Origin of the sequence: Chitinophaga sp. (assembly GCF_035538455.1) — a bacterium.
Classification (GTDB): Bacteria; Bacteroidota; Bacteroidia; order Chitinophagales; family Chitinophagaceae; genus Chitinophaga.
In genome coordinates, this window is the sequence record NZ_DATLKJ010000015.1 from 1 (window position 1) to 13524 (window position 13524).

The following is a 13524-nucleotide window of genomic DNA, read 5'->3' on the forward strand; positions in this document are numbered from 1 at the left end:
TAATTTAAAACTAATACTACATTTGCAACCCCAATAGGGAATGGCTTCGTAGCTCAACTGAATAGAGCATCTGACTACGGATCAGAAGGTTTCTGGTTTGAATCCAGACGAGGTCACAATAGCAAATAATCCTGTTTAAAAGTAGACAGGTGTAGCGTGAAAATAATGTTGTGAAGATGATATCTTCGCACACCCGAAAGGGAAGATGGCTCCGTAGCTCAACTGAATAGAGCATTTGACTACGGATCAAAAGGTTTCTGGTTTGAATCCAGACGGGGTCACTTAAGTAAAAAGGTCGGTTCATCTGAACCAACCTTTTTCGTTTTTATAACGTAGCACTTTCAGTCCCCCGTATTTTCATTTGCTGCATAATCAAGCAGCATGGTATAACAAGGGTTTGTATGCGTCTCCGTAAGATGAAAACCGTCCTCGCTTATCACCTGAAAGCCGTATCTCTCATAGAAGTTGACAGCCCTGTCATTGCCTGTCCAGACTACCAGCCACATACCAGACTGGTTATGGGATTTAGAATAGTCAATATTATATTGTAGCAGTTGCGCCCCCAGCTTCAGACCGTAAAATGATTTCAATAAATAGATCTGATCCAGTTTGGTAATCTTGCCGGTGGTAATTGCGGGATGTTTGCCATTGAGCGCCATCTTGGAGAATCCTGCAATTTTATCTCCGTGCATGATGATGTGATAAATATTTGCAGGATCAGATAATTCCTTTTTTATTGCAGCAATACTATATTTCTCCTTCACATAAGTTTGTATTTCATGAACAGGTGCACTATCCTGGTGTGCATCAATAAAGGTTTCTGTACCGATTTCACTGAGTGCTCGTGCGTATTCAATTCCGGCTTTTATGATCATGAGTAGTATCTATTGGATGATTTATTCAGCAAGTCTTACTATACAGCGCATGCCACCGCACCTGTTGTTAAAATAACGGGAGATATTATGATACAGCTTCTTGCGACATTATCAATGTGTCCAGTTTGTCCAGTATTTTTTCGTCTATTGTTGTATTGAACTTTCTCGCGAAGAGCATATGAGATGCTTTCAGTTTATCATAGTCAGCCATCGTCAGTACTTTGGGATGAGCGCCTCCGGCAGACCAGTCGATATATCGGTAGTGATTGTTAACAATCTGATCTTTGTAGCGGGAATTCATGAGGATGGTCTGGAAAATGAATTCATCACTGCCCCAGGTAAAATGAAGGAACCGCTGCAATTTGGGATTATTTTGCACATAGTTTACTACGTACATTGCACAGTCCATCGTCAGTGTCCAGAACATGCCTGAGCCATACAACCGCAGGTTACCCGGAAATTTGCCACGGGAGAGTACCTGGTTAATCAGTTCTTCCAGCTTGTATTTGCCCTTGAACCGGAAGTTCACAAGATGATACCTGTTGGTACGGCGTAATGCTTCCTGCCATTCTGTTTCGAAGTCTTTATAAGCAATAAACTGTTTACCTGCGTTCCTTGACAGGAAATCGAACAGATACTCATTGCTTTTGATCGGGTAGTCCTGTCCACTCAGGAAGTTCACATAATCGTAATGAATACCGGTGTCGGCAATTTCCTGAAGACACCTGAAAGTAGCTTTTACAGTATTGTAACCAGCCCAGCGTACATCTGTCCTGTTTTTGATAAAATAGACATGCGGCTGCTTCAACAGAAGCTCGTGAGTGGCAATATCCACCTTTTTATCTACGTGAACATAGATATCGCATTGCTCATGTACCAGCCTTTTTATCAGCCTTTCCGTTTGCTTTGGGTCCGTATATGTCAGGATAAGATGTGCTATTCTCATATTCGTCTTTGCTAAAAATAAACATGGGCTTCAGGGTTTGGTTCAAACAACAGACCAAAATATTACATTGTTCCTGTAATCATCCGCTGGTAAAGGGACTACATCTATGCACCAATAATACGGATGAGTATAAAATCACATCATAAAATTACAAGGGATAGTTTAATGGGTTTCGTCGCAAATTAGAGCGGATTCCTGCCCTGTCATTCCCATGTAAATATACAGCATCATATCGGTTATTGAAAACTTTATCACTTAAACAACCTGAATTATTGATAGTTATGCGTATTGATAGGATTTCTATGCAAGGTGATAATCCGGAAAAATCACCAAAACAATTATTATCTTTCGGCGGACAAAAGCCCTTAAGAACAATGAAGCACGTTTTACAGCTATTGCTGTTATTGGCCATTACATCTGTTACATCTGTATCAATGGCCCAGAAGCAACCAAATATTATTGTGATCCTGTCCGACGACCATGCCTACCAGGCTATCAGTGCCTATGGCAGCCGGCTGACACAAACCCCTAACATTGACAGGATAGCGCGGGAAGGCGCCATTTTCCGGAATGCGTTTGTCAATAATTCCCTGTGTGCTCCCAGCCGCGCTACGCTGCTGACCGGAAAATACAGCCACAGCAACGGACTTACCATCAATGATTTTTCCCAACCGTTTAATGTGAAGCAGCAGCTCTTCACCCGTATCCTTCGCGAACACAACTACCAGACGGCCTGGATAGGAAAATGGCACCTGCAATCGTTGCCTGACGGATTCGACTACTGGCAGCTTCTGCCGGATCAGGGCCGCTATTACAACCCGGATTTCATTACCATGAATAAAGATACGGTGCAACATACCGGGTATGTTACCAACATTATCACGGACATCACTTTCGACTGGCTTAACCGCCGTGATACTTCCAAACCCTTCTGCGTAATAGTAGGAGAAAAGGCAACGCATCGGGAATGGTCCCCTGATTTGCAGGACCTCGGCGCCTTCGATCATGTAAAGTTCCCGGAACCACATGATTTCCGTGACGACTATAAAGGCCGCAAAGCTGCAGCTGATCAGGATATGAGTATTGCCAAAACTATGCAGTTTACCTACGACCTGAAGCTGCATATCAATTATAAAAAGGACCACCCCTACAAGAAAATGAATGCAGCTCAGCAAGAAAAATTCTCAGCCTATTACAGCCAGGCGGTAGATAAGGACTTCGACGCGCATCATTACACCGGCGATAGCCTCGTAAGCTGGAAGTACCAGCGCTATATGAAAGATTATCTGTCCACCGCCAAATCGCTGGACAGGAACATTGGCCGTATCCTCCATTACCTCGACAGCACCGGGCTGTCCCGCAACACTATCGTGATCTATATGTCTGACCAGGGCTTCTATCTTGGCGAACATGGCTGGTTCGACAAACGTTTCATGTATGAAGAATCCCTGCGGACACCTTTTGTAATGCGCTACCCCGGCGTTATTAAGCCTGGTACAAAGGTAGATGCCCTGGTGGCGAATGTGGACGTGGCGCCTACACTGTTGCAGGCAGCAGGCATCGCTGCGCCTGCCGATATGCAGGGGGCATCTTTGCTACCCGTTGTGAAAGGGAAGCCTGCTCCGGCCGCATGGAGAAAAGCCGTTTATTATCATTACTATGAATTCGGTACGCATCATGTATATCCGCACTTTGGTGTAAGGACAGACCGGTATAAACTGATCCGTTTTTATGGACCTATTGACAGCTGGGAGTTTTATGACCTGAAAAAAGACCCGCACGAAATGCACAACTCGTATAGTGATAAAGCAAATTCCAGTGTGATCAGTGAGCTGCAGCGGGAACTGGTGAAAGAGGTAACCAGGCTGAAAGATACCTCCGCAGCCGGTGTGTTGAGATTGACATTGTAAAAGTGGCTACCATGCCGCACAGCAGGCATTGAAGGATCTGTTCAGCTGATCAGGGCGGCGTACATATCGGCACGACCATAGACTGAGTGCCTGTTACCTGTCTTGATAATAGAATGATAACCGGCGTTATGAAAAAGTGTGGTCAGTGAGGTGAAGCTTAATGGATAGGGTACCCATACCGGTACTGCCGTATCAGTATCATATTCCACGATAATAAACCGGCCGCCGGGCTTCAGGTATTGCTGTAGTTGTTGCAACAGCGTTTTTTTATCTTTCACATAATGCAGGGAATTGGCCATGAGCAGGCCGTCCAGTTGTTGCAAGGGAAGATGGTCGGTGACGAAATCGGCCTGTATCGGAATGATCTCCACCTGCTGCCGCGTGATTTCCCTTTCCAGGGTCAGCGTTTTGTCGATACCATATACCGTGCTTCCGGGTCGCAACACTTCAGACAACGCATAGGTAAAAACACCGGAGCCGCAACCCAGATCTGCCCACACGCCCTGCTGCTGTAATTCCGGCTGCCTGATAAGCGCCGTCGCGTCGCTGATATTCATGTGCAGTTATTTGCTTAATTTTGAAGGATGACAGATATTGTCTCCCAAAAGATAATCAAAAGTATAAATTCCCAGCACAGTATCAACGGGGATTGCAATCTGTGCTTCGCCTCAATTACTCCCTTGCTGCGCTGGACAGGTATTACCCGGCAGCTGTTCACTGAATTTCCCCGGGAGCTGCTCGCCATGTACGAGGCTGGTCAACTGGGGAATGTGATTACGCTGCTTACCAGGAGAGCACAAATGGCGTTTTGCAGCATAAACCAGTACATAGACATTTCTGCCGCCAACACTACTGCTTTACGGGATGTATACCAGCAGTTAGTAGATGATATTGCCAGGGCTATTAGACAGGGACGCGTGCATTTTGATACCCTGGCTTCGGCACATGGGGAAAGACTGAAGCAATGGCTATGGAAAACTAATCCCATGGCCGCATCGGCAGGAGAGGCTGCGGGGCCCCGATTGACGCCCGTGGTATGTGCAGAGTATAGCGCCTCCCTGCAATTGGAAGTGTTGCAGCTGGAACTGCATAGCCTGAAGGAACCAGTACTGGATCTGGGTTGTGGGCCACAGGCACATATGGTACGTTACCTGAGATCACTGGGTATTGAAGCATTTGGTGTAGACAGGTTTATTGCATCGCAGGAAACGTTTCTGCGAACTGGCGACTGGCTGGATTTTCATTTACCGCAACAGTATTATGGTACGGTTGTTTCCAATCTGTCTTTTTCCAATCATTTTGTATATCACCATCTTCGTGACAATGAAGACAGCAGGCGCTATGCCGGAAAGTATATGGAGATATTGCACGCCTTGCAACCCCGGGGCAGCTATCATTATGCGCCTGCATTACCAATGATAGAGCAGTACCTGTCTGCGGCTCATTACCGGGTGAACAGTTACCAGGTGACACCGGATTTCATGAGCAGCGTAATAACCCGTTTATAGGATACCCCTTTTCATACGCTGGTGATGGAGGATGATTTACAGGAGATGGCGCAATTAAGTACAATGTGGGTGATTGTGCTCACTGCCGGATGTGCGGGGAACCTATAGGGTCATAGGGTCAGCTCATCTCTGGTGAGGGCATGGAAAAGATTCTGCAGCTGATGCACATGGACAATAGGGCGGCCGTAAGGCATAAGTCCTTGCGGAGTGTCCGTTACAGGTTGGAAAATGCCCCCCTCATACCTGATATGAATGCTGTGCAGCCGGTTGTATTTCAGGGAAAATACGTTTTCATCTTCGCCGTCCTCCTTACTGCCCGGCATAAAATCAAACTTTGTCAGCTGATCCAGATCAAGCATAACCGGATTGGCTTTTTCGCAGGAGATCTTGCTCTTGGGAAGCCCACTGTTATAGATAAAGCCGTTTAGAATGCCTTCCACCACAAATACATATTCCTGCATGTTATAATCAAAGTAACATACGTAATTCCCTATCCTGATATCTGATTCCTGTATCATGACAACCAGATTAAGAGCAGCGTAATAAGGGCGGGCAGGGCCTGTACAAAGAAGATCTTCCTGCTGGCAGTGATAGCGCCATAGATGCCGGCAACGGCCACGCAGGAAAGAAAGAATGTGGCAACCCGTAATGCCCATACAGGATCACAGATAAAGAATGACCACAGTAATCCCGCCGCCAGGAAACCATTATATAGCCCCTGGTTGGCAGCAAGCGCTTTGGTGGGTGGAAATAATTCTTTTGGGAAGTTTTTGAAGACTTTCGGTCCTTTGCTGGTCCAGGCAAACATTTCTAGCCATAGGATATACAGGTGTTCCAGTAAGACCAGCCCTGTCAGTATTTTGATAAGTATCAGCATAAACTCTTACAGCGGGTTTACGCTAAATATACTAAAAAATAAAAACCCGGTCATGCCGGGTTTTTATCTGCAAACTTTTTAAATTAAATATTGTCGGCAGGGTTGTTGGCATTCGCCATATTTTTCTTTTTACCCCTGTTGGTACCACCTTTTCTTCCAATGGCTGCCATGTGTTCGCGGTTGCGGCTAACGGCTTCACCGCCTTTCTTACCGGCTGCACGAGCTTCCTCAGATGTAAATTTATGGGCAACACCTTGTTGGTGAGCGGCCCGGCCACCTTCTCTCGAAATAGCCCGCTGTTGTTCCGGATCCATAGATGCAAACCCTCTTTTGCTATGTTTGGATTTGTCTGTCTGTGATTTTACCTGAGTGTTAGCACTATGTGCCAGTTCTTGATACGTGATGTGTTCCATAATCCTGGTTTTTATAGTGTAGTGAACATTTGCATTTGCGTTAGGTATGCGATCAATATGCATGCCACCGCCGGAATCGCCTTATGGTAACGGTTGTAGCTTTTATGGGTTTCCGGACTGTGGGGTAATTCGTTCCACAATACATAGAATTTTTAACACAGTATCCCGCTTTAAGAACCCTTTAAGCACCTTTTAAGCATATTTATATCACCTCATGCCGCTGGCTTGCATTTTGATCCCGTTAATGTGTTATCTTATTCATAACCCATTTAAATCGTGAAATCATGGCAAAGTATTCCAGGAAAGCCCAGGAGAAAGTGGAGAAATCCATGCATGAAATGCACGAGGGCAAATTAAGAAGCGGAAGGAATGGGAAAAAAGTAACTAACCCGAAACAGGCCATCGCAATCGGATTGTCTGAAGCCAGAGAAGCCGGCGCTAAAGTTCCGAAGAAAGCCGCCGCCAGGAAATCTGCAACGAGGAAATCCACCACTAAGAAAGCTGCTGCAAAAAGAGCCACTACTAAAAGGGCCACCGCAAGGAAGGCAACGCCGAAGAAAGCTACCACCAGAAAAGCCGTTGCTAAAGATACCGCCCGCAAACCGGCAGCTAAAAAGAGCCCTGCCCGCAAAAAAACAGCGAAACCTATAAGGGCGGCAGCCCACGCCTGATATCCATACTGCTGGCTGAACCCAAACCTGTTTTATCCTTTCTTTATATACAAAATATGGCCGGACGCAGCCCTGCACCGGCCTTTTTATATGGCATATACCTTGCGCTTTTATTATCAGACTAAAGTGCAGGATGTATGGAACAACATAATGTAACAGTCATGATTAAAGGCAAGCCTTATGGCCTGTCCATCAGCATTAACGGCTCCGCATATGAGACCATTTATGAAGTGATTCCGGACGTAAGATCACATGTGCTGGAGGAATTCAGACCTCACGCTGATACCTTCATGATAGATCATGTGGATTCTGTGGAAGGCAGGATACGTACTGTGGAAAGTGAACAAATTGCCAGGATCATCTGGACAGAAATCCTTGAAAAGATGAAGTAATGTGTTAAAGTATACAGGTATCGGTTAAAAAAAGGATCAGCCGTTGTACTTTTGCAACAAATTTTGCATGTAAAAGTTATGATGGTAACTGAGAAGACGTATAAAAATGTAAGCAGGAGAGTGCGTATTTTGTTGCTGGTAAGATTGGTGATATACCTGGTGGTCGGGTATTTTGCAGTAGAACATCCGGCACTATATGATAACTTCCCCTTCCTGGGACGACTCTCAAATGCAGTATTGTTCTTTCTCGGCGCCAATGTCGTCATATCCACCGGCTGGCTGATCATCTTTTACTGGTATAACCGCCGCCACCGCATCAAACCAATAGAGAAAGACAACTTCCTGCTCGGGATCAACCGCATCTCCACCGTCCTGAATACAATATTTTTCATGTTGGCCATCCCCATGCTATTTGGCCTCAGACTTACCGACTTTATCACCAGTATCGCTATCGTGGCCGCGGCAATAGCGCTGCTTACCAAAGATTATATCACCAATATGATCAATGGGCTGATCATTATGTTCTCTGATCAGCTGTCGCTCGGCGATCACGTGAAAACCGGCGACTATAAAGGAAAGATAATGGACATTACCTTATTCAACGTGGTATTGCAGAATGACGACGATGACCTGGTGCTCATTCCTAACTCCGTGATTTTCGCAACGGTCGTATTAAACCAATCCAAACAGAATATCCGTAAGATCACAATCGAATTTGAGCTGGATCACAAGTTGCGCTTTGCTCCGGACAGGCTGGATGAACGCTTGCGCAGAGCCATTTCTCCCTGGGAAGATAAATACCTGCATGAGAGCTTTTCCCTGAAGACAATCGAGATTAAAAAAGACTTCGCCCAATTTAAAGTGCAGCTGCAACTGCCGCATGCCGACAAAGAAACTGAGCGCCAGATAAAACGGGCGCTCAATAAGGAAATCATTGCCATTGCGGAAAGCGGCGTCTAAACTTCAACTGCCGCTGTAGTCATTTCACTGATAAACTGATCGATCTGCTGCCGGTGAACGTTAGGCATGCAGATAATATGCGACCACCCGCCCTCTGAGGCCAGCTGCCACTTCCTGCGTATGGCCGGAGCAGGGTCAGGAAACACCACAGTGATGGCATCCCGGTTGCGCCAGGCGGGAATATCATGTTCTTTCAGCCGGCTTGTTGTGTAGGCGGCCATTTCCAGGCTGTGCACAGCGCGCTCTTTCAGGCCCGCTAGCCCTAACCTCCGTATTGCATACCACAGAAACAACGGACTATGGCCATTCCGGGAACCAGTAATTGTTGTGTCCATACTGCCGATATAGGCAACTGACCGTGCTATCCGGTCACGGTTCGATCTTTTGGCAACTACCACACCACAAGGTATAGGAGAACCAATGAACTTATGACCACTGATGGCAATACTGTCCGCTCCATCCTGGAAGTCAAATGCCGGGCGCGGGTCCAGGAATGCGCTGTAAGAACCCGACAGCGCACCGTCTGCATGGATATAATGATGCCGTATAGCCAGCTCTTTCAGTATACTTTTGATACGGCCCACATCATCCCGGGCTTCCGTCATGGTTGTGCCTATATTGGCAAGTATGATAACCGGCATGTGACGGTTCATCCGGATGGTATTCTGCAGATCATCATAATCTATTTCCCCGTTGGGCTGTGTCCTGATCACAATACTGGGCATATCCAGGAGGTGCAGGTTTTTCTGCACGCTGTAGTGAGTTGCCTCTGAATAATAGACCATTCCTTTGGGATATAGCTCCCTTGCAAGATACAGGCCATAGAGGTTACCCTCAGACCCTCCATTGGTAACATATCCCCACCAGTCATCCTCTGGTGCACGGAACAACCGGGCAAAAAATTCCACGACATATTTTTCCATTTCTCTCGAACCTACACTATAAGTAGAGGCCACAAAGGGATCGCCCAGGTTATTTAACGGATAAGCCAGAAATGGCATCAGGGGCGTATAGTCAAAGTCCTTCGATACCGGATAACCAAGAAAGTTCCGGGTATTGTGTTTTATCTGCAACAACAGTTGCTCCAGCTGCGCAGTATCTGCGGCTGATAATGGGTTGGCATTCATCATTGTTGAATTACAGGTGTATTTTGCTGCTAATCTATCAATATGTATGTTTATGAAACCAGTAATACTGTATTTTTGGAAAACAAACACTATATTTTTATATTTTATAGAAATATTATACTGATCACTAATGAAAGAGGATACTTTTCGGAATAAACCAACTACAATGGACACACTGGATAAAACAGACCGAAGGATATTAGAGGTACTACAACGTAATGCGCGGCTCAATACAAAAGAAATCGCACATCGTATAGGCCTGAGCGTTACTCCCACCTACGAGCGCCTTAAGAAAATAGAAAAGCTGGGCGTCATTAAACACTATGTTACCATTCTTGATGGGGAAAAGTTGGGAAAGACTACCACTGCCTATTGTAATGTATCGCTGCAGCTGCATTCCAAACCGTTGCTGAAGAAGTTTGAAGCTGCTATTGCCGGCATGGAAGAGGTTATGGAATGCTACCACGTAGCAGGTACATACGATTATCTCCTGAAGGTCGTGGTAAACGATATGCGCAATTACCAGCATTTTCTGACCAATAAGCTGGCGGCCATTGAGAATATTGCACAGGTACATAGCTCCTTCGTTATGACGGAAATCAAACACACTACGGCTTTCGGGCTGGTGTAATCAGTTTCTCAGGACACTCACCCCGTTTAATGGATGATCCTGTAATACCACCGTATAACCGTGTCCGTTAGCGTCGTGATCATCGGAGAGAGGAATGGTGAAATGGAAGCTGCTGCCGGTGCCGGGAGTACTGCGGAACCAAATACGGCCGTGATTGCGCTCCACAAAGTCTTTGGAGAGATGTAAGCCAAGTCCGCAGCCTTTTTCATTGCGCGTACCGGCAGTGGAATAGTAGATATTGGAAAAGATGCGGTGCTGGTCTTCTTCCGGGATACCCGTACCGGTATCCGTAACGCTTACCTCCGCCATATCTTTGGTATAAATGGAAGTAATGGTAATCTCCCCGCCACCGGAGGTAAATTTGATAGCGTTGTTGATGAGGTTGCGCAGTACCAGCCGTATCATATCAGGGTCTGCATATACCATAATCGTGTTGTTGAGCTCATGGCTGAGCTTCAGATCCTTTTGTCTGGCAAGCGTTTGCAGTAATTCAAATTCCTGGTTGAGCAGGAGGGTAAGGTCAAAATCGTCCGCTTTTACACTGATGCCTTTCATCTGGTTGCTGGCCCATTGCAGCATGTTGTCCATCATATAGGCGGTATTCTTCACATCTCTCCACAGCTCATCAGAGTAAAAACGGAATTGCTGTGCATCGATCTTGTCATCTCTCAGCAGGAACAGCAGGCCTTCCAGGATAGCCAGCGGAGAGCGCAGGTCGTGCGAGATAACAGAAAAGATCTTATCCTTTACCTGGTTGAGATTGCCGAGGGTGGTATTCTGTTCAAGAATGATCTTGTTCTGCAACGATACTTCCTGATTTTTACTATTGAGCTGCCGGTACAGTTCCTGCTGATGTTTGTATAACCGGTACACCATGGCCGTGATGAGCAGCAGTGCAAGGAAAAGCGCGGCAGCTGAAAGCACCAGCACCCGCTGTTGCTGTATGGTGGCCAGGTGCAGCTGTTGTTCCTTCTTTAGCATCACATTTTCCCGTTGCTTCTTTTCTGCTTCATATTTCATCTGTGACCGCGTAATGGCCCTGGTTTTCTCGAGATTAAAGTAATCGAGGTTACGCTGGCTGAAGGCTTTATAGCTACTCAGCGCAGCAGGATAATTATTCCTGGCAGAATCCACTTCATACCTGATGCGGTAGTAAAGCATTTCATTACCGGCGTTCTTTAGCCTGCTATTGAGGACTGCTGCGGCTTCCAGGTTCTCTTCTGCATTCTTCAGATCGCCGCTGAGCGTCTGTACCCCGGCAGTGTTGAGCAGCGTCCTGGTGAGCGCTATATTATTATTACCAGCAGTTTTGTAACCGGCTGCCGCCAGCTCATAATAACGCAACGCATCTCTCAGCTGTTTATGCTGCTGTGCGATAACGCCCAGATTTTCGTATATGCCTGCCAGTCCTTGCTGGTCATTGAATTGCAGTTTTATTTTTTCAGCCTGTCGCAGAAAACTGAGTGCAGAGTCAGGACGCTGCAGGGAAATGTAAGCCGCGCCAATGTTATTGAGGGTTCTCCCGGTTTCAGGGGTGTCATTCTGCTGTTGTTTGATGGCGAGGGATTTATGCAGATAGGTAAGCGCTTCTTTCGGATTGCTCTGTTCTGTGAAGATGCTGCCAATGTCATCACAGAGCTGGGCTGTAATCTGAATGTCCCCGGAAGTTTCCGCAAGTTTGAGTGCTGTCAGAGACAGTTGTAGCTGTTTATCAGTATTGCCTCTGCTGCTTTCCGCGAGCGCGAGGTTGCGTATAGACCGTACCTTGCCTTTGCTGTATTGCAGGCTGTCGCTAAGCCATAATGCCTCTTCCCCGTAACGGGCAGTTACGGCAGCATTACGAACAAGATATTCCCTTGCAATCCGGTTCAGCAAATCTACTCTCTCTGTATCGCGCTCCGAATGCAATGCAAGCGCCTTCTGCAGACTGTCTGTTCCCGCCGCCTGCTGCGCAATAACAACAGGATGGATCAACAACAGGCACAGTGGAATAATAAAGTATTTTTTCAAAGGTATGGCCGGCAGCATAGCGATTAGTTGTTGGCAATAACATCAAGTGTGATTCGGGGATATACTTGAAATTTTTGCTAAAATTAAAGATAAAGCCCGATGATTCAAAAGAAGTACACACAAAATGTAGGGTTATACAAGATGATTTTTGTGTTACGCATAGGGGAAACCACGTGCTGGCGCGTCATAGAAAAAAATCCGGCGGCATTACTTTTGTCATGCGAAATTTCCCGAATTGGGGAAATGAAATTCCGCTTACATTTGCAAACTATGCGTAAGGTATTTAGTATCACATCTTTATTGATTTTATCGGCTGCGGGTGTAAAGGCTCAGCAGCACAGGATTATAGCAGCAGATTCCTCACAGCAAGGGCTGCACGACAGTCTGGCTTTTCGTAAACGCAGCTTTTTCCCGCTGCCGGTATTAGGCTATTCGCAGGAGAAAGGACTAGAGATCGGCGCTGCAATGCTGTACTCTTTTTATACCGATAACAGAAATCCGGATCCGGCTACACGAAATTCGAGCATCAACCTGATCCCCGCCGTTACTACCGAAAAGCAATTCAAGATCGATCTCAAAGCCAATATATGGACCCGCAGCAATACCTGGCATTATAAAGGAAACCTGCGCTATCAGAATTTCCCGCTTTACTTTTATGGTATAGGCGATACCACGCATAATGCGGATAAATCCCTGCTGGGCAATATCCGTTATAAAGTACAACTGGAAGGTGAACGCCGCATCGGTGGCCATTTCTACGCAGGCGCCTCCCTGCAGTACCAACACGATACCTACAGCAGTAAGGATAACAAAGGTCTTTATAATGGTATGGAACTGGTAGGTAAGACAGGTGGCCATGTAACTTTTATTGGTATCACCGGCATCTTCGACAACCGCGATAACCAGAACTACACACGCCGTGGCTGGTGGCTGCGCCTCAATGCAGCCTATGCACCGTCTTTCCTCAGCAGCCAGCCATTATTCAAACTCGAAGGGCAGGGGGTGCATTTCATTGCACTGTCTCCCAAAAGTACACTGGGCTTCAATGGCATCTTCAACAGCCTGCAGGGAAAGGAACTGCCTTTCTATCTGCTGCCTGAAATGGGGAACGACCTTATCATGCGTGGCTATTATACTGGAAGATACCGCAACCAGAACTACCTTGCAGGGCAGGCTGAATACCGTTACCTCATTGATCCGAAAA

At 46.4% G+C, this 13524-nt stretch carries 15 protein-coding genes and 2 tRNA genes; 9 read left to right on the forward strand and 8 right to left on the reverse strand.

Annotated features, from left to right (window positions below):
* Positions 1–42 precede the first annotated feature (42 nt).
* Both VM802_RS01185 and VM802_RS01190 read left to right on the forward strand, forming a co-directional pair.
* Positions 43–116 (forward strand) — tRNA-Arg (locus VM802_RS01185).
* Positions 117–207: 91 nt separating this feature from the next.
* Positions 208–281: transfer RNA gene (locus VM802_RS01190), tRNA-Arg, on the forward strand.
* A gap of 60 nt (positions 282–341) precedes the next feature.
* Here VM802_RS01190 and VM802_RS01195 read toward each other — a convergent pair.
* Both VM802_RS01195 and VM802_RS01200 read right to left on the reverse strand, forming a co-directional pair.
* Positions 342–875 carry a GNAT family N-acetyltransferase gene (locus VM802_RS01195; RefSeq protein ID WP_325527103.1) on the reverse strand — a complete coding sequence of 178 codons (534 nt, stop codon included), beginning with the start codon at positions 873–875 and terminating at the stop codon, positions 342–344.
* Between the two features lie 85 nt (positions 876–960).
* The gene (locus VM802_RS01200) at positions 961–1821 is read right to left on the reverse strand and encodes a beta-1,6-N-acetylglucosaminyltransferase (protein ID WP_325527104.1); all 861 of its coding nucleotides are present in this window, start codon (positions 1819–1821) and stop codon (positions 961–963) included.
* Positions 1822–2195: 374 nt separating this feature from the next.
* Between VM802_RS01200 and VM802_RS01205 the strand changes: the two genes are divergently transcribed.
* A complete protein-coding gene (locus VM802_RS01205) occupies positions 2196–3731 on the forward strand; it encodes a sulfatase family protein (protein ID WP_325527106.1) in 1536 nt (511 codons plus the stop codon).
* 41 nt (positions 3732–3772) lie between these two features.
* Here VM802_RS01205 and VM802_RS01210 read toward each other — a convergent pair whose 3' ends face one another.
* Complete coding sequence (locus VM802_RS01210; protein WP_325527108.1) at positions 3773–4288, reverse strand: class I SAM-dependent methyltransferase; 516 nt, start codon at positions 4286–4288, stop codon at positions 3773–3775.
* 123 nt (positions 4289–4411) lie between these two features.
* On the opposite strand from VM802_RS01210, the gene VM802_RS01215 reads away from it, so the two are divergent.
* Entirely contained in the window at positions 4412–5239 is an 828-nt protein-coding gene (locus tag VM802_RS01215; protein WP_325527110.1) for a class I SAM-dependent methyltransferase, read from the forward strand.
* Between the two features lie 110 nt (positions 5240–5349).
* On the opposite strand, the gene VM802_RS01220 is transcribed toward VM802_RS01215, so the two are convergent.
* The 3 genes from VM802_RS01220 to VM802_RS01230 all read right to left on the reverse strand — a co-directional run bounded on the left by VM802_RS01220 (position 5350) and on the right by VM802_RS01230 (position 6529).
* Positions 5350–5757: a hypothetical protein gene (locus VM802_RS01220; RefSeq protein WP_325527111.1), complete on the reverse strand. Its 408-nt coding sequence runs from the start codon at positions 5755–5757 to the stop codon at positions 5350–5352.
* Positions 5754–6116: a DUF1304 domain-containing protein gene (locus VM802_RS01225; RefSeq protein ID WP_325527113.1), complete on the reverse strand. Its 363-nt coding sequence runs from the start codon at positions 6114–6116 to the stop codon at positions 5754–5756. The genes VM802_RS01220 and VM802_RS01225 overlap by 4 nt, the downstream gene beginning before the upstream one ends.
* 83 nt (positions 6117–6199) lie before the next feature.
* Positions 6200–6529: a KGG domain-containing protein gene (locus VM802_RS01230; protein WP_325527115.1), complete on the reverse strand. Its 330-nt coding sequence runs from the start codon at positions 6527–6529 to the stop codon at positions 6200–6202.
* Between the two features lie 284 nt (positions 6530–6813).
* On the opposite strand from VM802_RS01230, the gene VM802_RS01235 reads away from it, so the two are divergent.
* The 3 genes from VM802_RS01235 to VM802_RS01245 all read left to right on the forward strand — a co-directional run bounded on the left by VM802_RS01235 (position 6814) and on the right by VM802_RS01245 (position 8552).
* Complete coding sequence (locus VM802_RS01235; protein WP_325527117.1) at positions 6814–7200, forward strand: DUF6496 domain-containing protein; 387 nt, start codon at positions 6814–6816, stop codon at positions 7198–7200.
* A gap of 137 nt (positions 7201–7337) precedes the next feature.
* A complete protein-coding gene (locus VM802_RS01240) occupies positions 7338–7592 on the forward strand; it encodes a hypothetical protein (protein WP_325527119.1) in 255 nt (84 codons plus the stop codon).
* 78 nt (positions 7593–7670) lie between these two features.
* Positions 7671–8552, forward strand: coding sequence for a mechanosensitive ion channel family protein (locus VM802_RS01245; RefSeq protein WP_325527121.1), 882 nt, complete (start codon positions 7671–7673; stop codon positions 8550–8552).
* Here the strand turns inward: VM802_RS01245 and VM802_RS01250 are convergent.
* Positions 8549–9682: a histidine decarboxylase gene (locus VM802_RS01250; protein WP_325527123.1), complete on the reverse strand. Its 1134-nt coding sequence runs from the start codon at positions 9680–9682 to the stop codon at positions 8549–8551. The two genes, VM802_RS01245 and VM802_RS01250, sit on opposite strands and share 4 nt — an antisense overlap.
* Before the next feature lie 163 nt (positions 9683–9845).
* Between VM802_RS01250 and VM802_RS01255 the strand changes: the two genes are divergently transcribed.
* Positions 9846–10310, forward strand: coding sequence for an Lrp/AsnC family transcriptional regulator (locus tag VM802_RS01255; protein WP_325527125.1), 465 nt, complete (start codon positions 9846–9848; stop codon positions 10308–10310).
* Here the strand turns inward: VM802_RS01255 and VM802_RS01260 are convergent, their stop codons facing one another.
* On the reverse strand, positions 10311–12338 hold the full coding sequence (locus VM802_RS01260) for an ATP-binding protein (RefSeq protein ID WP_325527127.1): 2028 nt from the start codon (positions 12336–12338) through the stop codon (positions 10311–10313).
* A 252-nt stretch (positions 12339–12590) separates the two neighbouring features.
* Here VM802_RS01260 and VM802_RS01265 point away from each other — a divergent pair.
* A partial coding sequence (locus tag VM802_RS01265) for a BamA/TamA family outer membrane protein (protein ID WP_325527129.1) occupies positions 12591–13524 on the forward strand: 934 nt, incomplete at its 3' end.

Excerpts from the sequence above, each read along its gene's own strand:
- VM802_RS01255 (WP_325527125.1), top strand. The coding sequence starts at position 9,846 with ATGGACACACTGGATAAAACAGACCGAAGGATATTAGAGGTACTACAA.
- VM802_RS01220 (WP_325527111.1), bottom strand. The coding sequence starts at position 5,757 with ATGATACAGGAATCAGATATCAGGATAGGGAATTACGTATGTTACTTT.
- VM802_RS01225 (WP_325527113.1), bottom strand. The coding sequence starts at position 6,116 with ATGCTGATACTTATCAAAATACTGACAGGGCTGGTCTTACTGGAACAC.
- VM802_RS01195 (WP_325527103.1), bottom strand. The coding sequence starts at position 875 with ATGATCATAAAAGCCGGAATTGAATACGCACGAGCACTCAGTGAAATC.
- VM802_RS01235 (WP_325527117.1), top strand. The coding sequence starts at position 6,814 with ATGGCAAAGTATTCCAGGAAAGCCCAGGAGAAAGTGGAGAAATCCATG.
- VM802_RS01205 (WP_325527106.1), top strand. The coding sequence starts at position 2,196 with ATGAAGCACGTTTTACAGCTATTGCTGTTATTGGCCATTACATCTGTT.
- VM802_RS01210 (WP_325527108.1), bottom strand. The coding sequence starts at position 4,288 with ATGAATATCAGCGACGCGACGGCGCTTATCAGGCAGCCGGAATTACAG.
- VM802_RS01250 (WP_325527123.1), bottom strand. The coding sequence starts at position 9,682 with ATGATGAATGCCAACCCATTATCAGCCGCAGATACTGCGCAGCTGGAG.
- VM802_RS01230 (WP_325527115.1), bottom strand. The coding sequence starts at position 6,529 with ATGGAACACATCACGTATCAAGAACTGGCACATAGTGCTAACACTCAG.
- VM802_RS01200 (WP_325527104.1), bottom strand. The coding sequence starts at position 1,821 with ATGAGAATAGCACATCTTATCCTGACATATACGGACCCAAAGCAAACG.
- VM802_RS01260 (WP_325527127.1), bottom strand. The coding sequence starts at position 12,338 with ATGCTGCCGGCCATACCTTTGAAAAAATACTTTATTATTCCACTGTGC.
- VM802_RS01245 (WP_325527121.1), top strand. The coding sequence starts at position 7,671 with ATGATGGTAACTGAGAAGACGTATAAAAATGTAAGCAGGAGAGTGCGT.
- VM802_RS01240 (WP_325527119.1), top strand. The coding sequence starts at position 7,338 with ATGGAACAACATAATGTAACAGTCATGATTAAAGGCAAGCCTTATGGC.